The 17,294-nt window shown below is 37.4% G+C and carries 24 protein-coding genes and 1 pseudogene; 4 read left to right on the top strand and 21 right to left on the bottom strand.

Annotation, left to right across the window (positions count from 1 at the left end; genetic code table 11):
• Positions 1-36 precede the first annotated feature (36 nt).
• From NSS78_RS08780 to NSS78_RS08770, 3 genes are all read right to left on the bottom strand, one after another.
• On the bottom strand, positions 37-258 hold the full coding sequence (locus NSS78_RS08780; protein ID WP_008343948.1) for a hypothetical protein: 222 nt from the start codon (positions 256-258) through the stop codon (positions 37-39).
• A gap of 458 nt (positions 259-716) precedes the next feature.
• Positions 717-1,829, bottom strand: a complete 1,113-nt coding sequence (locus NSS78_RS08775) for a tetratricopeptide repeat protein (RefSeq protein WP_050944915.1) — start codon at positions 1,827-1,829, stop codon at positions 717-719.
• A gap of 256 nt (positions 1,830-2,085) precedes the next feature.
• Positions 2,086-2,478, bottom strand: coding sequence for a hypothetical protein (locus NSS78_RS08770; RefSeq protein WP_233421740.1), 393 nt, complete (start codon positions 2,476-2,478; stop codon positions 2,086-2,088).
• On the opposite strand from NSS78_RS08770, the gene NSS78_RS08765 reads away from it, so the two are divergent.
• A complete protein-coding gene (locus tag NSS78_RS08765; protein ID WP_327841045.1) occupies positions 2,477-2,896 on the top strand; it encodes a DUF4573 domain-containing protein in 420 nt (139 codons plus the stop codon). The two genes, NSS78_RS08770 and NSS78_RS08765, sit on opposite strands and share 2 nt — an antisense overlap.
• Here NSS78_RS08765 and NSS78_RS08760 read toward each other — a convergent pair.
• On the bottom strand, positions 2,880-3,224 hold the full coding sequence (locus NSS78_RS08760; RefSeq protein ID WP_034660755.1) for an S-Ena type endospore appendage: 345 nt from the start codon (positions 3,222-3,224) through the stop codon (positions 2,880-2,882). The two genes, NSS78_RS08765 and NSS78_RS08760, sit on opposite strands and share 17 nt — an antisense overlap.
• 74 nt (positions 3,225-3,298) lie before the next feature.
• Entirely contained in the window at positions 3,299-3,952 is a 654-nt protein-coding gene (locus NSS78_RS08755) for a CotZ-related putative spore coat protein (RefSeq protein WP_212046737.1), read from the bottom strand.
• Positions 3,953-4,359: 407 nt separating this feature from the next.
• Between NSS78_RS08755 and NSS78_RS08750 the strand changes: the two genes are divergently transcribed.
• The gene (locus tag NSS78_RS08750) at positions 4,360-4,731 is read left to right on the top strand and encodes an iron chaperone (RefSeq protein WP_284906580.1); all 372 of its coding nucleotides are present in this window, start codon (positions 4,360-4,362) and stop codon (positions 4,729-4,731) included.
• Between the two features lie 52 nt (positions 4,732-4,783).
• On the opposite strand, the gene NSS78_RS08745 is transcribed toward NSS78_RS08750, so the two are convergent.
• Together NSS78_RS08745 and NSS78_RS08740 are read right to left on the bottom strand one after the other, a co-directional pair.
• On the bottom strand, positions 4,784-5,365 hold the full coding sequence (locus tag NSS78_RS08745) for an undecaprenyl-diphosphatase (RefSeq protein WP_327840994.1): 582 nt from the start codon (positions 5,363-5,365) through the stop codon (positions 4,784-4,786).
• Positions 5,366-5,504: 139 nt separating this feature from the next.
• Entirely contained in the window at positions 5,505-6,047 is a 543-nt protein-coding gene (locus NSS78_RS08740) for a GNAT family N-acetyltransferase (protein WP_335352048.1), read from the bottom strand.
• A 207-nt stretch (positions 6,048-6,254) separates the two neighbouring features.
• Here NSS78_RS08740 and NSS78_RS08735 point away from each other — a divergent pair, with 207 nt between their 5' ends.
• Positions 6,255-6,716: a macro domain-containing protein gene (locus tag NSS78_RS08735; protein WP_327840990.1), complete on the top strand. Its 462-nt coding sequence runs from the start codon at positions 6,255-6,257 to the stop codon at positions 6,714-6,716.
• A 77-nt stretch (positions 6,717-6,793) separates the two neighbouring features.
• Here NSS78_RS08735 and NSS78_RS08730 read toward each other — a convergent pair whose 3' ends face one another.
• The 14 genes and pseudogenes from NSS78_RS08730 to NSS78_RS08665 form a co-directional block, all read right to left on the bottom strand.
• Entirely contained in the window at positions 6,794-7,270 is a 477-nt protein-coding gene (locus tag NSS78_RS08730) for an immunity protein YezG family protein (RefSeq protein WP_253622587.1), read from the bottom strand.
• A gap of 6 nt (positions 7,271-7,276) precedes the next feature.
• On the bottom strand, positions 7,277-8,002 hold the full coding sequence (locus NSS78_RS08725) for a DNA/RNA non-specific endonuclease (RefSeq protein WP_342468361.1): 726 nt from the start codon (positions 8,000-8,002) through the stop codon (positions 7,277-7,279).
• Positions 8,003-8,183: 181 nt separating this feature from the next.
• The gene (locus NSS78_RS08720) at positions 8,184-8,531 is read right to left on the bottom strand and encodes a YolD-like family protein (RefSeq protein WP_327841103.1); all 348 of its coding nucleotides are present in this window, start codon (positions 8,529-8,531) and stop codon (positions 8,184-8,186) included.
• A 147-nt stretch (positions 8,532-8,678) separates the two neighbouring features.
• Entirely contained in the window at positions 8,679-9,164 is a 486-nt protein-coding gene (locus NSS78_RS08715; protein WP_327841101.1) for an antitoxin YezG family protein, read from the bottom strand.
• A 5-nt stretch (positions 9,165-9,169) separates the two neighbouring features.
• Positions 9,170-9,787 (bottom strand): annotated as a pseudogene (locus tag NSS78_RS08710) (DNA/RNA non-specific endonuclease); the annotation flags it as partial.
• 257 nt (positions 9,788-10,044) lie between these two features.
• Positions 10,045-10,335, bottom strand: a complete 291-nt coding sequence (locus tag NSS78_RS08705) for a hypothetical protein (protein ID WP_137054599.1) — start codon at positions 10,333-10,335, stop codon at positions 10,045-10,047.
• A gap of 1 nt (position 10,336) precedes the next feature.
• Positions 10,337-10,417: an HNH endonuclease gene (locus NSS78_RS08700; protein ID WP_327841104.1), complete on the bottom strand. Its 81-nt coding sequence runs from the start codon at positions 10,415-10,417 to the stop codon at positions 10,337-10,339.
• Between the two features lie 98 nt (positions 10,418-10,515).
• On the bottom strand, positions 10,516-10,992 hold the full coding sequence (locus NSS78_RS08695) for an immunity protein YezG family protein (protein WP_137054600.1): 477 nt from the start codon (positions 10,990-10,992) through the stop codon (positions 10,516-10,518).
• Between the two features lie 3 nt (positions 10,993-10,995).
• Complete coding sequence (locus tag NSS78_RS08690; protein WP_342468360.1) at positions 10,996-12,924, bottom strand: T7SS effector LXG polymorphic toxin; 1,929 nt, start codon at positions 12,922-12,924, stop codon at positions 10,996-10,998.
• Between the two features lie 126 nt (positions 12,925-13,050).
• A complete protein-coding gene (locus NSS78_RS08685) occupies positions 13,051-13,185 on the bottom strand; it encodes a hypothetical protein (RefSeq protein WP_257736826.1) in 135 nt (44 codons plus the stop codon).
• A gap of 2 nt (positions 13,186-13,187) precedes the next feature.
• Positions 13,188-14,279, bottom strand: a complete 1,092-nt coding sequence (locus NSS78_RS08680; protein WP_137054602.1) for a Rap family tetratricopeptide repeat protein — start codon at positions 14,277-14,279, stop codon at positions 13,188-13,190.
• A 670-nt stretch (positions 14,280-14,949) separates the two neighbouring features.
• Positions 14,950-15,210 carry a hypothetical protein gene (locus NSS78_RS08675; protein WP_008343967.1) on the bottom strand — a complete coding sequence of 87 codons (261 nt, stop codon included), beginning with the start codon at positions 15,208-15,210 and terminating at the stop codon, positions 14,950-14,952.
• Between the two features lie 159 nt (positions 15,211-15,369).
• Positions 15,370-15,594: a hypothetical protein gene (locus tag NSS78_RS08670; RefSeq protein WP_144678757.1), complete on the bottom strand. Its 225-nt coding sequence runs from the start codon at positions 15,592-15,594 to the stop codon at positions 15,370-15,372.
• A gap of 136 nt (positions 15,595-15,730) precedes the next feature.
• Positions 15,731-15,952, bottom strand: a complete 222-nt coding sequence (locus NSS78_RS08665; protein WP_342468359.1) for a hypothetical protein — start codon at positions 15,950-15,952, stop codon at positions 15,731-15,733.
• Between the two features lie 236 nt (positions 15,953-16,188).
• On the opposite strand from NSS78_RS08665, the gene NSS78_RS08660 reads away from it, so the two are divergent.
• Positions 16,189-16,611 (top strand): hypothetical protein, encoded by a 423-nt coding sequence (locus tag NSS78_RS08660; protein ID WP_342468358.1) that lies wholly within the window; start codon positions 16,189-16,191, stop codon positions 16,609-16,611.
• Positions 16,612-17,294: the final 683 nt, after the last annotated feature.

Genomic DNA, 17,294 nt, shown 5'->3' with positions numbered 1-17,294 from the left:
CGAAAGATGGCTATTTCAATCTCTGTAATGAAACCACTAATAACTTCTTACATAAAAACCAGGAGGACGCCCCATAATGAACGTGGAGCCATATGGAGAATATCCAGAAAATGTCCCGAATCCACCATATCCAGGATAACCTCCTAAACCAGAGAACACGCCAGGGCTCACATAATACCCGCCAAAGCCAATATGTGGCCCCACTGCTCCTCCGCTAAAACCGCCTCCGTGAAATCCTCCATACACCCGTGGGTCCATACAATCACCTACCTTCTAGATACACTTCATCACATCATATGCATGACAAATGGAGCGGTGTTCCCGCTTTTTCTTTTACTTCTATGTACAATAGACCAATTTGAGAAAATTTGAATGAAAAGTCCTGCAAAAAATTAAATTAAGCAAAGAAAGGTGACCTTTTTAACTTGTTGCTCTGCCCTATGTTTATTTAGAATAATGAGGCAGGTAACAAATTTGCACACCCCCTTTGTTGCGAATTCTTCTTATTAAACGTTCTTGTAGCGTTTAATAAGAAGAGCCTATTAAAAGACAAAAAACCCTTGCTGACGATAATCAACAAGGGCAAGAGATAAATGGTGGATTAACCACCAATGATTTTTTCTGCTACTTCGAAAGAACCCGCAACGTTTTGAGTCAGAACTGACGCAGCGATCGCTAAACCTACAACGAATAATACTTTTAAACCTGTTTTCATCTTAAATCAACCCCATTCTTTTCATATGTAAATCCGCTTCTAAACTTTTGTTCAAATAAAAAACAGACTGCTCATAAAGTGCTTGCTTTTCACAATACTTAGCCGCAAAATGTGAAAGCTCTTTTACTTCATGATATTCATTCTTCTCTTCTAACTTTCTTAATTTCTCATCAATTTGTTGAAATCTTTGTGGTGCATTCGTTAAGTAAAGGTCATGGACGATGCCTATTTTCAGCTGAAACACTTCATGAGAAGCATCTTTTATTCTCGCATACGCAGCCTCTATATAGTGGCTTGCACGCTGCTTTTCACCAATCACACAGAGTTCCCGGCTCATCAGATACGTAGAATGGAAAAAGAAATCCGACTCGTAATATTCTTGATGGGACAATGCTTTTTCAAGATGACGTATTGATTCTTTCGGTTTATTCCAAAATGAATATAAAATGGCCACATTGTGATGAAGCTGAGCCAGCATAAAATCATCCTGCTCGCTTGTCAAAACCTCTTCCGCCAAACGATAATTTTCAAGCGCCTCTTCATACCGGCCGATCTCTGTTTGATTCGCCGCTATGAGGGAATATGAAAGTGCCGTTCTTCTTTCATAATGCTTGTGCCGTTTATAAACGTGAAGGGCTCTCCTGATATAGCTTAATGAGAGCATGATATGACTAAGCCGGTAGTAAAGCCAGGCCACCTTAAAATCGAAATCAGCACGTTCGATCTCACTTGGAATTTTATCTAAGAGCTTTTCAGCACTTTGATACATTTGCAATGCAACCTCGTAATTCCCTTGATGCTGCTCATACACACCCTCATAAAAATCAAAATAGTAGGCAAGGCGGTTAGATAAGTCATCCTCTTTTTTCCCGTGGAGACCTTCCATACTTTTCGTTGAAACACTGCCCTTTTGACCTCTTAAATTGTACATGAGAATGTGATGCCTCTTCTCAAGAAGAGAATAGTACATAAGGATGTCCGCATCATCAATTTCCTCTACTGCTTGTTTCGCTTTAGCAAATAGCCGTTCTGCCTCATCTGCATGATCTTTTTTAATTTCCATGTTCCAGTCATTTAATAATGATGCCAATTCCGCAACAGGAATCTTGCTCATTCTACACCCCCAATCACCTTCAGCTGCATCACATGATTTCACTAAATATGGAACTTCTATTAGCAATTGCTAATTAGTCCATTCGAGATCATTTTAATATGAATCACTTAAATCTTCAATAACCGTTTCCTTTGAAAAAGCTTTTCTTTTTTCTAACCAATGATGTTTGCGTAAAAATTCCGTCTTTTTTCGGTTTTAAAATAAACAATCATCTCGGGATGAAATGAAAAAAGCCCTTTTTGGGGGCTTTTTGTACTTATTCCAATCGTATGATGGTAAGTGCCGCTCCAACAGACCCTCCCCCAAGTAACACCACTGTTGCGACTAAACCGAAAATTTGGAGAGAAATTTGGTTACCTGCTGCAAGTGTTGTAATGAGTGATACGTTGTAGGTAGATGCCGATAAAGCGGGTGTTAATATAGAACCGGGAATGGCAGATCCGCTGTTAACCAGCCTTGTTCCAGCAAGCAGCGCTGCATTTGTGTTCACTTGATAAGTGATGAAATAGCGACCCGAGACTGGCACTGTAAAAATCGTATTTCCACCACTTGCCGTAAAACCATCTAAACTCTGATTATTAGGCAAAGAAACCGCTGTCCCGCCTAGGACAACAAGCACTGTACTTCCCGACGTATTAGACGCGTACATTGAGTTAGCGGTTACAATTGTACCGGTTGGACCGGTTATACCCGTTGAACCTGTTGCTCCTGTTACTCCGGTTAATCCTGTTGATCCGGTTGAACCCGTTGATCCTGTTGGACCCGTTACTCCCGTCGGGCCCGTTGATCCGGTTGGACCTGTTACTCCCGTTGAACCTGTTGATCCTGTTGGGCCAGTTACTCCGGTTAATCCTGTTGATCCGGTTGAACCCGTCGATCCGGTCGGGCCAGTTGATCCGGTTGAACCCGTTGATCCGGTCGGGCCAGTTGATCCCGTTGATCCGGTTGGGCCAGTTACTCCTGTTGGACCCGTTATTCCTCCACACATATTAAGCTGGGCACACATGCCTCTCACTTCTTTCAAACTGTGGAATCTTCAAGACATACACACTAATACTGATAATTGAGAGAAAAAGAAACGACAATACTTCCAGTCGAGGTCCCACCCGTAGCTACAATCCCAATGGAGTTAAGATCACTTAGCGTAATGGATCGACTCTCTCCTGGAGGTACAGTGAAATCTGGAACAGCCGCACCGTTGACCTCTAATGTCACAGTTGGAGCTACAGCCACGATTCCGTTGTTTTCCACCATAATGGTCCCGTTTATGACAAATGGTGTTCCATCCGTCCAGACGACTACTGGATCCGCTGCTGCTGCTAAATCGACTGTGAAGCATACCGCATCATTCACAAAGCCTGTTTGCTCATTACTACACCCGCCTAAAATAGCCATTTTAACCCTCCTTCAACCTATTCTTGATAGACTATGATCTAGTGATCTACGAAGATTGTGCGCTTATCCCAGACTCAAAGCCTTATTTTTTTCCTTTGTACCATGTTCAATTGAATGTCTAAACATGCTTGCACCTTTTCAGTGGTTTGATGATTGAAAATCAACATCATATCTTTTACAGTAATCGATCGACTTTCTCCTTTTTGAACACATATATCGTGACATGATTTTTTCGTTTGAATCGTGATAGAAACCGGCACATCTTGATCATCATGATGATGCAAAATCACTGTTGCTGCATTTGGTAATTTTGTTCCATTTCGCCAGATTTCAACCGAACTGGGCGATGTTGAAAAACCAAGAAGGAGGTGGTGAGGTTCTATGTTCTTTAAAATGATCGCATCATAGACTGGTTGTTCTGCTTCAATCATTCCGCATAAAAAAGAAAGATCAACAAGGATCTTTGAACTGGATCGATATAAAACTTTCTGACAGCACGCCGATCGCATGCAGCATGGAACAAGAAGCTCTAACACCACACAATTCTGTTCTTCATTGATGGAAATCAAGGAAAAATAGCAAGTCTTAAACACACTTTTTTCAAAGAACACCCATGAGTAGAAAGGTTCTCCATCTTCCATGAGTAGCAAAAAAGAAGGACTCATTGAACGCTTGTGAGTAAAGCTTTCATTTTTTGTTTGATTGTTTATCTCTTTCAGTTTACTCATCAACAGGTTTGTCACTTTCCATCAGCCCAATTCAATGCTGTATACAAATCCATATGGTCTTTTATCATATGTGCCTTTGACTATTTTGTGCGATTCGCCTATAGATCAGTAAACTAATTATCAGCACAGCTTTTCATTTATCCAGTTTCTTTATATAATATGATCAATAACTTCCGCGCCTCAGTAGCTCTAGAAGGGAAGAGCGCCGTAAAACAAATTGTAGCTGGCGGGTCGCAAGGCAAGGGTTTCAGAAGCACCGAAAAGCACACGAGCTGAGACAGGTGAAATTCCTGTCGGTGAAATTCCGTAGGGAAGCGTGTTGCCCCTAGCCTATGCTTACGAAAGGAGTGCGGGTTCGAATCCCGTCTGAGGCTTATGAGGTAGATGGAATGGGAGGATAAAATATCATGCATGTGTTTGAAGAGTATGTAAGCAACATTGGTAACCCAGAGCTGAAGCAGCGCACGCAAGACATTTTACAATGGATTTTAGACACATTCCCTCAATTAGAACCAAAAATTGCTTGGAATCAGCCCATGTTCACAGACCATGGCACATTTATTATTGGGTTTAGCGTGGCAAAACATCACATTTCTGTCGCACCAGAAGGAAAAGGAATTGATCACTTTTCAGCTGACATTGTACAAGCTGGTTACGATCATGGAAAAAAGATGTTTCGCATGAAGGAAAGCTTGCCAGTTGATTATCCTCTCCTAAAGAAAATCATCGAATTTAATATCGAAGACAAAGCGGATTGTACAACGTTTTGGCGAAAATAAAAAGTACCCCGATCTGAGCCATTATTAGATCGGGGCATTTTGCTGCAACATGTTATTTTGTTCTCTTTCTTACAACGTTCTGCTCAAGCCACTCATAACATGACAAGATGGCATTCACGCTCCTTTGACATATCGGTAAATAGACAACTGCAACCGCTATTAAACACGCTATAACAGCCCCTGCTAAGACATCAAAAGGATAATGGACACCTACCCATATCCTTGAAAAACCAACGGCGCACGCTATGATCAGCCAATAAACATGGCGTTTGTGAAAAAGCCAAAAGATCAGACATACAGAAAAAATCAAGATGGTATGATCACTCGGAAAAGAGTTATTCACTTCCTTTTGAATCAAAAGGTTGACATGACTCATTTCGGCAAAGGGCTGCTGGTTGGAATAAAAAAATCCTGCAATTTTCCCAATTAACTCTGCCAATATGAAAGTAAGTCCAGCAGATACCACCATTCCCCTATTGGTTTTACTTCGACTTTGAAACCATATGAACAGACACGTGAGCGCTGCTAACAGCACAGTATATTCAGCTAGTCCAATGAATATCGGATTCAAATAACCATGATCGATACTGAGCTGATTCACCCACCTAAATAAATCTTCATTATATCGCTGCATCTCATTTCATTCCTTTTTCCTCGATTTATGACAAGGATAATTGAAATAAGATGACTCTTCCATCGATTGAACGAACAAACCATGGAACCATATGACATGTTTGTCACTTTGCTGTCACTGACATCATTTACTTACTGCTCTATAGAGAGTGATGCTGCTCCCATTCCTTTTTAAGTAAAGCATATTGGTACGTGTTTTCATATTTAGGGGTGCCATCCTCATATGTAGTAAATGAAATAAACTCAAGAAAAAGGCCTTCTCTCCGCATGCCTAATCGCTCACATAATGCCTGCGAACGGACATTATCATCTTCTACATAGGCATAAAGCCGCCTTGCTGCCTTTTCTACAAATAAATAGAACAAAAGCGCCACAGCGCTCTCTCGTGCATATCCCTTTCCTTCATATGCTTCATTGAAATTCCAGCCGATTGAATACGTATCAGGATCCTCTTTTAAATGAAACAACTCACCGATAATCTGCCCACTTTCTTTTAAACAAACCGCTACATATGAATGGTCTTCTTTTCTCTTTTTCACTATAGCCAAAGCTTCTTCTAATGAAGAAATTCGATCAGCGAGGAAACAATTTACTCTTGGATTAGACAAGTACTCAAGCATCCCTGCTGCATCTTCATCGCAAAACGGTCTAAGCATTAAACGATTCGTTTCTAATTGATTCATAAATGACTCCTCACTGTTTTTGCTTTATTTCGTGTTTTCTAGTCTTTTCATATTTTAGATGACATGCACCAGCTTTGACAATCAAGTTATTCTGAAGTGTCTTCAAATAAACGAAACTCATAAAAAGCATTTTGCTATTAAATCATTTGGTCAAAACTGATAAAATAGAACTTATGTTTCTATTTTATGAAAAAGGGGTTACACGATATGATCAAAACAGTGGATGGCAACATTTTAGAGGCAAGTGAAGACATCATCTGTCACCAGGTGAACTGTAAAGGGGTCATGGGCGCTGGATTAGCCAAACAAATCAAAAGCAAATATCCCAATGTGTACAAAGAGTATAAAAAATTATGTACAGAACAAGGAGATGACTTGTTAAGCTCCGTTCAACTCATCACAACTAATGACGGAAAAACAATTGCTAACTTATTTGCTCAAACCGGATACGGAAGAAAAAGAATGCAAACGGACTACGATGCCTTACGCAGCTGCTTGCAAAGCCTAAATGACACAGTAACCCATTCAAATGAAACGAAAAACCATACTTCCATCGCCATTCCCTACGGGATCGGCTGCGGACTGGCTGGCGGCGATTGGGCGATTGTGGAAGGCATGATTGAAGAGGTATTGGGTGGGTGTGAAGTGACGGTTTATCGGTTTAAATAATGGAATGAGTTTTTTATGATATGAAATATCAAATACAGGCACATAAAAACCCTCCTTGATTAGGAGGGTAATGCGTGTTAGTTGTCGTCTTTATTTTTTAAATAATTTAATACAGCTTCTTTATCTTCCTCATCTTCAGGGAGAAATCCAAAGGTTTCATATTCCCAAACTGCTATTCTCTGTATATTGTCAATTCCTAAAGAATAAACATCTTCGTATCCAAAATCAATAGTGAATTTCCCTGAAACATCTAATTGGAGAGTAGCTGTTGTCCAAGCACCTAAATCATTTTGTATATATGTCTTTTTCAACTCTTCAAAAATTTCACTAAGTTCGTATAATAAGTGGATGTATGTTGACTTACTTACATTATATTTATGAGGAATTTGATGTCCATTTACATATTCTTTTTCATTTTGCTCATTAAAATAAAACACTATCTCAGCCGAATCATCAAGTATTTCTGCATACATCCAAACTTTATCCCAATCACATGGTATTAATTCATTAATTGATTCTGCTATTTTTTTATAGTTTATTTCTAATTCTTCCATTGAGTTTTAACCTCCAGGTTGATTCTTAATAAATGCTTGAGAATAACGTTCTCCAATTTTATACTCCACAGAGAAACTAACAGGTCGTAATGAATCTCCTTTATAGATAGGTTCAATGCTCAATGCTACTTGTTTAGGTGGGTTTGAATTTAAAGCTTTCAACCACCGTTGCTCCATAGTGTACCATTTCCCGCCACTACGATTAATCTGTGAATTCATCGGAAGCAGGTTATCAATATCACCTGAACCTTTAAAAATTGACGCAATTAAATTCCCACCATCATCATCCAGTAATCGATCTGGCTTACCTGAATTAGATTGGGCGTATTGGTTTCTTTTGACCTCTCCGTATTTTAAATCACTTGCTTCAACTTTGACAATACGTCCGTAGTGATCGGTTGTGTAGGTATACCCTTGCTTTGTTGAATAAACAACATTTGGTTTTAATACTTTTTTCCGTTTCCATCTCACATAGTGGTCTCCGTAACTGACAACGGTTGGCGGTGATTTTTGTGCTGGTAAGCGTCTGCCTGTCTGAGAGATGCCGTAGCCTGAGTTGTTGTCTAGACGCTTAGCCATGGAGAGGAGTTTATTTTTAAGTTTTTCCCCGTCAAATACATTGTACGGGAGCTTCGGTCCACCAGCCATTTGAAATTTTGGTGAGTACGGCAATAGATTCGGAATAGAGACTCTGTCTAATGATTTTGCTCCTTGTTCAAGCCCTTTCTTCACTGTAGTTTTCGCCGCCGTTGTCCCCGTTTTTGTGATGGCTCCTGTCCCTTTAGAACCGAAGACAATTTCTGCTAGTGAACCAGTCGCATAGGCGAACCAGTGTGACCGTGAATACGCATCACCATCTATGACTTCTTTTTCGAATGAGCCTGAAATGGCTTTTCCAATCGCTTTCGATGTTTCAATTGGGTGTGAGTGAAACAGCTGTTACGACCGATTCAACGGCACCCCCAGGGTCTGTTACAAGATCATAGATGCCAACCACTGTATCTTTGGTCACATCATATAGACCAACTGCTTTTACACTGTCAATGAATACCTCTGATGCTTCTTCCTGCGCTTTGATTTGAAGCAGCTGGCTGTATACATTAATCAAAAATTGAAAAGTCAAAGGCTTGTTAACACTTATTGCATAAGCAATTGTTAATTCGAATTCTTCTGTTTGTCGTTCATCTATAATTGGTTTATCTATTTTTTTCGTTTCTGCTAAATCATGGTTAAGTTGTGCAACATGCTCAGGTAACATCATCGCAGTCATTTTTTTCTAAGCATTTAATCATTCTTCTTGAAGGATTAAACAGCAACAGAATGTTCTTTATCAATGAGCTTTAAGAACTTTTGTTCGATGTAAATATTGGTATTAAAAAAACCCTCCAAATTATAGGAGGGCAATGTGTTAGTTGTTTTCTTCTTTGTTTTTAATAAACTCCAACACAACTTCTCTATCTTCCTCATTTTCAGGGAGAATTCCCAAATTTTCATATTCCCAAATAGCCATTCGTTGATAGGTATTGTAATGGGAGTTCAATACATCATCATAATTAAAATCTATGACAAATTGATTCCTATTCTTAATCTTTAGTGTTAAATTTGTCCAAACTTCTTGATTGTTGATTTTAAATTCATCTCTCAGTTTTTTGAAAGAATCCTGTAAATTAATTAATAATTCATCATATATATTTTCACTGACGTCAAATATATCAGGAATATCATGAGAATACATATATTTTTGTTGTTTGTTTGTATTAAAGAAAAAATAAACTTCTCGAGAGTCATTCAGGATTTCTGCATATAGCAAAACATTCTCCCAATCAACAGGTATTATATCATTTATTGTATTCAAAATTTCTTGATAAACTTCATACGATGGTTCCATCTCCATTTTAATTAACCTCCTGACTTATTTTCAATCGTTACCTTTTTAACTCTCCGATCACCAATTTTATATTTAATTTTAAATAAAGAGGGCCGCATAGAATCTCCTTCATATCTTATATTTTCTACGGAAACTGACACAGTCTCAGGTGGGTCTTTCCTCAAAGCTGCCAACCACTCTTGTTCCAATTTATACCATTTCCCACCGCTTCGATTAATCTGTGAATTCATCGGCACAAGATTATCAATATCCCCAGACCCTTTAAAAATAGAGGCAATTAAATGCCCACCATCATCATCCAGTAATCGATCTGGCTTACCTGAATTAGATTGGGCGTATTGGTTTCTTTTGACCTCTCCGTATTTTAAATCACTTGCTTCAACTTTGACAATACGTCCGTAGTGATCGGTTGTGTAGGTGTAGCCTTGCTTAGTTGAATAAACGACATTCGGTTTTAATACTTTTTTACGTTTCCATCTCACATAGTGATCTCCGTAACTGACAACAGTCGGTGGTGATTTTGGTGCTGGTAATCGCCTTCCCGTTTTGGAGATTCCGTATCCTGAGTTGTTGTCGAGTCGCTTTGCCATGGAGAGGAGTTTATTTTTGAGATTTTCTCCGTTAAATAATTATGATCATGCATTACTACGTTCTATAGCTAATACAAACTAAAACACCCATTTACATTATTTTTTAATAAATAAAAAGGATGCACTTTAGCACCCTTTAAACTTAAAAGTTATTTAGATTAGTAAATATTTATCTTCTTCCTTTAACATTTTCAAGAGGTCGTCACTAAGTTGGATTCCTAAAGCTCCTGTGTCACTTTCATCATCTTCTTCAACAACAAATAAACTTTCAATAAATTTAGTAAACGTATCAGCAATCAGGAACAGATCCTGTTCTCCATCTCTAAGTTCATGATCCCAAAATAGATTTTACCTTGGTCTTGTTCACTAATCTCCAGTAGCCAAACTGGCCATTCTTTTAAATCGGTGTATATATTATCTTCAATCCAATATTCTCCATAGTCGCTTATAAAACTTTTATAGTCAGAAGAAATATTATAATTGTTTTCTGCTCTTATTTTATTTATTTGTTCCATTGTTTTATCACTTGTCAATCTGTATTCAATAGTATATTGATTTAGCTTATCTTTAATTTGTTGAAAGCTCATTTTAATAGCCTCCTCTCAAGTCTGATACAGCACCAATATGCGGTACATTTTTATGTAATTCAGTCGGTACAAGTTGAATCACAGATGGAAATCTCTTGCTGGTAAACTTTTCCCTGGATCATATGTCTATTCTAATACAAAAACCCTCCTTTATTTGGAGGGCAGTAAGTAGTTGTAACTTTATTCTTTGTTCTTAATATATTGCTCAAGAAATTCCCTGACTGATTTTCTTTTAGGAAGTATTCCAAGATTTTCGTAAGCCCATATTGCTCTTCTTTGAGACCCATTAATTCCTTGATTCAATATATCTTCATAATCTAAGTCTAAGGAAAATTCACCATTTGCATCTAATTTTAAAGTTAAATTTGTCCATTTTTCTGGATTAATTAATTCATATGCTTGTTGTAGCTCTTCAAACAAATCATGTAATTTTATTAAAAACTCGTTATAGATTGACTTACTTACATTATGATCTTCAGGTATATTATGCGAGTAAAGAAATGCTGTTTCTCCCTTTAATCTATAATAAAAATTAATCTCTGCAGAGTCGTCTAATATTTCGGCATATAAACAAACTTCATCCCACTCTTTTGGTATCATCTCATTAACAATTTGTGCAATTTCACCATACAGAGTATCTAGTTTCTCTAATTCCATTGTTTATCCACCTTTTTGATTTTTAATAATTGATCTTTGTAAATCGTCATCACCTATTTTAAATTCAACAACAAAACGTTCTGGTCTCAATGAATCACTTTTATAAACTGGTTCTATCGAAACAGATACTTTCTCAGGAGGAACTTCTTTCAATGCAGCTAACCACTCTTGCTCCATCTCATACCATTTCCCGCCACTACGATTAATCTGTGAATTCATCGGAAGCAGGTTATCAATATCACCTGAACCTTTAAAAATTGACGCAATTAAATGCCCACCATCATCATCCAGTAATCGATCTGGCTTACCTGAATTAGATTGGGCGTATTGGTTTCTTTTGACCTCTCCGTATTTTAAATCACTTGCTTCAACTTTGACAATGCGTCCGTAGTGATCGGTTGTGTAGGTATACCCTTGCTTTGTTGAATAAACAACATTTGGTTTTAATACTTTTTTCCGTTTCCATCTCACATAGTGGTCTCCGTAACTGACAACGGTTGGCGGTGATTTTTGTGCTGGTAAGCGTCTGCCTGTCTGAGAGATGCCGTAGCCTGAGTTGTTGTCTAGACGCTTAGCCATGGAGAGGAGTTTATTTTTAAGTTTTTCCCCGTCAAATACATTGTACGGGAGCTTCGGTCCACCAGCCATTTGAAATTTTGGTGAGTACGGCAATAGATTCGGAATAGAGACTCTGTCTAATGATTTTGCTCCTTGTTCAAGCCCTTTCTTCACTGTAGTTTTGGCCGCGGTTGTCCCTGTTTTTGTGATGGCTCCTGCCCCTTTGGAACCAAAGACGATTTCTGCTAGTGAACCAGTCGCATAGGCGAACCAGTGTGAACGAGAATACGCATCACCATCTATGACTTCTTTTTGGAATGAGTCTGAAATTGATTTTCCAATCGCTTTCGATGTTTCAATTGGATGAGAAACAGCCGTAATGACTGATTCTACGGCACCACCAGGGTCTGTCACAAGATCATATATTCCGGTCACTGTATCTTTGGCCACATCATATAGACCAACTGCAGCACCTTTTACACTATCAACGAATACCTCTGATGCTTCTTCCTGCGCTTTGATTTGGAGCAGCTGGCTGTAATACATTTTTTGATCGTAAGAAAGATTTTCATATCCAATTTCGTCTACAATCTCAAAGTATTTCGCTTCTGATATACACGAAGGATCATTGAGCTTTTCTTTCAATTCTTTAATTCTTCGTTTCTCTTTTTCTTCTTTTTTCACTTTTAAATATGCTTTCACCTGTGCATCGATTTTATCATGATTCTTGTACACATCTGTCTCATGAAATGCTTTTGCATCATAATACATGGGTTGAGCGTTCTTTCCTTTTCCTGTAGCAGCCATCATCTTTGCATAAAAAGTTTTGAGGTGATTCTCAATCGCTTCTGATTTTGCGTATTCTGTTTTTAGCTCATGATCTATTTTATGTAAAGCATCAATTGTCTCTTTTCTTTTTTTGTTCGCATCGTCTAAATGTTCATTGACCTCTTTACTTGAAAATGTGTGTAATTCAATTAAATCACTGATATCGTCAAAAATAGTGGAAAGAGCTTCTTTTTGTTCCTTGACCATATCTTTATTGTTCTGAATGCCTTGCTTCAATTGAGCATCTAGGAAGTGCTCATCAATAAATGTACTCCCGCCTAATGATTCATCATCCAGCTTTCCTTTCACTCCATCTAAAAAAGCTTTTTGCATATCGATAAAATCAAGATAAGTGTCTGTGTATAGTGCAAGATCATTATAAAAAGCTTTGATATTATCTGCACCTTTTCCAGTAAACTCATCACCTAATCCCGATACACCTTTTAATGCTTTTTTCACAAGTTTCATCTCTTCTTGAAGCTCATGATAGGCCTTTGACCTCTGTTCGACAGCTGATAGTAAAGATGGAGCATCTAATATTTTCATATAAAAAAGACTCCTTTTATGGAATATTCTTTTACTAGAATACCATAAGGAGCCTGACACTTTAATCCACTTTATCGTTTTTTAACCAATTATCCTCCGTAGTGGTGGATTAAAACCCTATCGCTTTTATGAACCTGCACCTCTAGAGAAAAGTAACACTACCTCATTTTTAGCATCAGCTTGAGTTTGTTGTCCAACAGGCATTCCAAGAATTGTACCTAATAGCAAAGCAGTAGTAATCATCATCATTATTTTTTTCATGATCATATGACCTCCTTTCCTATAAGCGTACAAGATTTTAAAGCCAATTCCAAGAAGTAGTTACTTTCTTCATAAAGATTTAACTTCTTATAAATGGATGCAACATCAGGAGCTAGAGCCTCTATATCAACATATGCTTTTCTTTCTTCCAAAAAACATAGCCCTTTCTTGATATCCTCATAGCTTTCCCGTGGTGTTGTATAACATTTCTCAAGGATATTGAATTTCAAAATAAAGTTTGTGTTTTGCTGTTCTTTAGAAAAGGATTTCCCCTCAGCAACCCAACTTATTGCCTGATCCAATTGATTTGATTTATAGCTTGATCTTGCAAATTCATACGCACATTGTAAGTATGAAACAGGGGCTGACTGTTTTAGATCATCTGCGAAAATTGCTTTGTTAAAATATTCAATGGCTTCTATATGGTGGTCATCCTGAATTTTGAGAAATCCTAAATCATAATAAGCCAACGCTAACAATCTCTTATCATTCTTCTCAATTAGTCTATCAACACACTCCAAAAGCATTTTTTCAGCTTTGTCTAGTCTACCATCATCAATCAAATTCAGTGCCAACAACATATTACAGTTTATGGTCTGTATGCTGTAACCTTCATGACCTTTATAGATATCTTTTGCTGTTTGTAGATGATGGTGAGAAAGGAGCGTGACCTTATTGAAATAGTAGAGTGTGCCAATTTTATAATGGAACTCAGCCTTTTCAATTTCATCATGTACCTTGTCCAATTGTCTCTCAGCTACTCTAAATAGGACTAGAGCTTCTGAATAATTATTCCTTGCACTCTCGTACATACCTTTGAAAAGATAAAAGTAAAACCTTAGCATGTCATCTGTTTTGACTCTTTCGCTTTCTGTTATTGTTGGCTGCCCCACTAAATCTTCCATAAGTACCTTAAATCTATAATCAAGAATATTGAAATAGAGTAAAACATCTTGATTTTCTTCCATTTCGCCTAACATCTCTTGAATCTCATCCCTCAACTCTACTGCTTGTGAAACTTCCCTCTTTTTAATATGTAAATACCATTTGTTGAGAGTGTTTGCTACATCTACAGAGGAAATCAAACCCGACATCCCATTACCCCCTTGCTCTCATTTCCTTTGTATAATTTTAACACGATATTTACAACATATGTAAAGTCAAGGTGGTCATTTTAAAAATTTTCGGTATCCCGCAAAATGCAAAAATACGTTTCTATAAAAGGTATGTTTTATGTAGAGTGCATTAAAAGAGGAACAGCATGGCAGTAAAAAATTATACATATGGATCCTGTAACACAGGAAGTAACAGAGCTTTCTAAAGGTGGATTTAGTACAAAAAAGAAGAGCAAGTTGATGCTTAAAACATGAGAATTGCTTAGAAGTGGTATTGAAGTTGGTGGCGTAGAAACAACTTTAAAACATTTTCTTTAGGAACGCCTATTCTCTTTTTAAATATAGATTCACACCCCATTTTCTTCTTTTTTTAATATAAATTGAGACCAAAATAAAATCCCCCTGAAGCCAATAGCTCCAAGGGGTTTCTTGATTAATACTGAGACATATACTGATCGCGTTCCCATGGGTGTACTTGGGTTCTAAACATAATTTATTACTTAATATATGTAATTTGTAGCTTCTTAACCCTATTAAATCAACGTTTTGACAAATAGAATCCTCATCTTAACTCATCTTCAATTATCCATAGGTGGTCAAAAAGTGGTCAATTTTGTGGTCAAAATCGCAGCGAGTTTAATCTGGTTTTTTATTGATTATTGATCCATTTTAATAGGAATTCTTTAGTTTGAGCGACAGGGTAATACCACTTGTTCCCTATCTTTCTTTTTGGGAAATCTTTATCAAAGAAAAACTCTTTTTGCATAGTGTTCATACACATACTTGTCTGGTATTCTAGCTCCTTAGTATTCCAAAACAGTTTTTCATTGTCGAGCTTATTTAAGTGTTTCTCCAATTCATCTATGTAAAGTTTTCTAACTTCTTCTTCATCAATTTTGATGTTTAACATTTAATTCCTGCTTTCATTTTTTATTTTATATACGACAATATAAAAATTACAGAACGACGAATAAGGTGCTAGCATCATGCCCCACCCTTTGTTTTTAACAAACTTCATTAGTGTTTAATTAAAACAAGCAGACAGGGTAACATCTCCCTGTCTGCAAATTTAAGCTTTATTACCATTAATATATTTCACTAACATGGCTGCTGCGTACATAAAGAATGCAGCGATTAAACCATTCACCATGCTCCCAAAAACGACAATCAAAATCTGTCCTGCGTAATCCGTCCATGTCTTATCTGGAAATACTGCAATGTTCCATAGACTCACCAGCATGTAGAATCCAGTCACAACGATAAACGTCCAAACAACTAACTTTGATTTGAGCATTTACTGACAATCCCCCATTATCCATTTTCTTCTATGATAACATGGGTTAATAATTAATCCTCAATCAATTCATCTTGCTCCATATTCTTGACTTCGTCTAACTCACGTTCTAAACGCTTCTTATCTTGTTATCCTTTCAAGACGTGTATGAGCAATACACAGAATTGGTTTCTTCGTATGTTGAAAAATGTTCTTGTTTCAAATAACCCTCAAAGCCCAAAGCAGCTTTAACTATATTTTTACTCTTAAACAACATATCTCTTTGAATATCATCATCTCTCATGCCTGAAATATCGTCCATAAACATTGCGTGTAATTTAAATCTATTATTCTCATATTCAAATCTAAGAATCTTCACTTGTAGTCCCCCTAGTTTCATTTCCTTAATTATACAGAAAATTTAGATTGAATGAAAAGAATACCGTAGTTTCATACGACTGAACGCAAAAATGCGTTTTGATTTAAATCCACTTCCGAGTTCCCCAACCCTAATATGGTACAAATCACAATTTAATAAGCCATATTAGCATGAATATTTTTAATAAAAATGTGAATATTACTCATGAAAATATTTTAAAAGGTGGTTGAGTATTTGTGAATAATTATGGTCCTGATAAAAATCTTCGAATTAGATGGGAATGGTCACACACTATTCGAATTCAACCTAAACAAAGCGTAATTTACCGTTTTAGTTTTAGAGCAGATCATGAGAACGCAGTAATTGTTTATTCATTACCTGATATCAAACCATTAGTTGAAAGAGGTAACCATTCTCGTTCGACAGAAGACTGGGAATTCTATAACGATTGTAATGAAACTATTGAACATCTTATAACCGGATGGTGCAAATCTACACCACCTGATGCAGAGGAACCGTGGTATCACAGCCCTAAATATATTCATCCTAGCACTGAAGTAACTGATGTAATTGGATTTGCAGATGATCAAAAACGAGATACACCTCCAAGAGACCCAGATTTATTCCAAAATGCCCTAGTTACTGTAGTTTATCGGTAATTTTATAATTAGTCTTGACTTGTCGTTTGCTTTTTGGCTTGATAGGTTGAAAGCAATGGACAACGGCTGGACAAGTTGTCTGCCTGAATTTGCTTGTAAAAAAATAAACAAACTCAGACAGGCGACTGACTAACTTGATAGTGTATCAAGCTTATGGTATCCGTATGTGTCACCCTATTTGCCGTTGGTTATTCTCCAAACAAGCCTACTGTGTCAAGTGTCCCTAACAGTTTCAGAAAGCCCATAATTGGACTCTCATACTTGTGGCTTGTCCTGCATCGTCAGAAACGATACACCCATCCTTCGTTCAGCACTTAATGGCAGCTTTCGCCTTTCAGATACATGTACAAATAGGGAAGCACAGTGGTATCCTATCCTCATTTATCGCATCGGCTGAGTCACTACCCTTTCAAGTTTAACGTGTGTTAGTGCATTCCACGACAGTCTTACCCTTAAAATAGGCATCACTAAAGACAACACCTTGATCCAGGAGTATAGACTGATTCTATTTAGTTAGGTGAGGTAAACTTTACTTACCTCACAAAATCCACGACCTATGTTTAAATGAGGTCGCAATGCGTTCTATTGAATATAGATAAAAAATAAGTTAGAATGGGCTGGTATCATGGGAGTGTACCAACCCATCAGATTAGATAGTGCGCCAACACTTTTCTAATCAGCTA

This window comes from Bacillus sp. FSL W8-0920 (assembly GCF_038593215.1).
In the GTDB taxonomy this organism is placed as follows: Bacteria; Bacillota; Bacilli; order Bacillales; family Bacillaceae; genus Bacillus; species Bacillus pumilus.
This window is presented reverse-complemented; position numbering and strand designations above follow the sequence as displayed.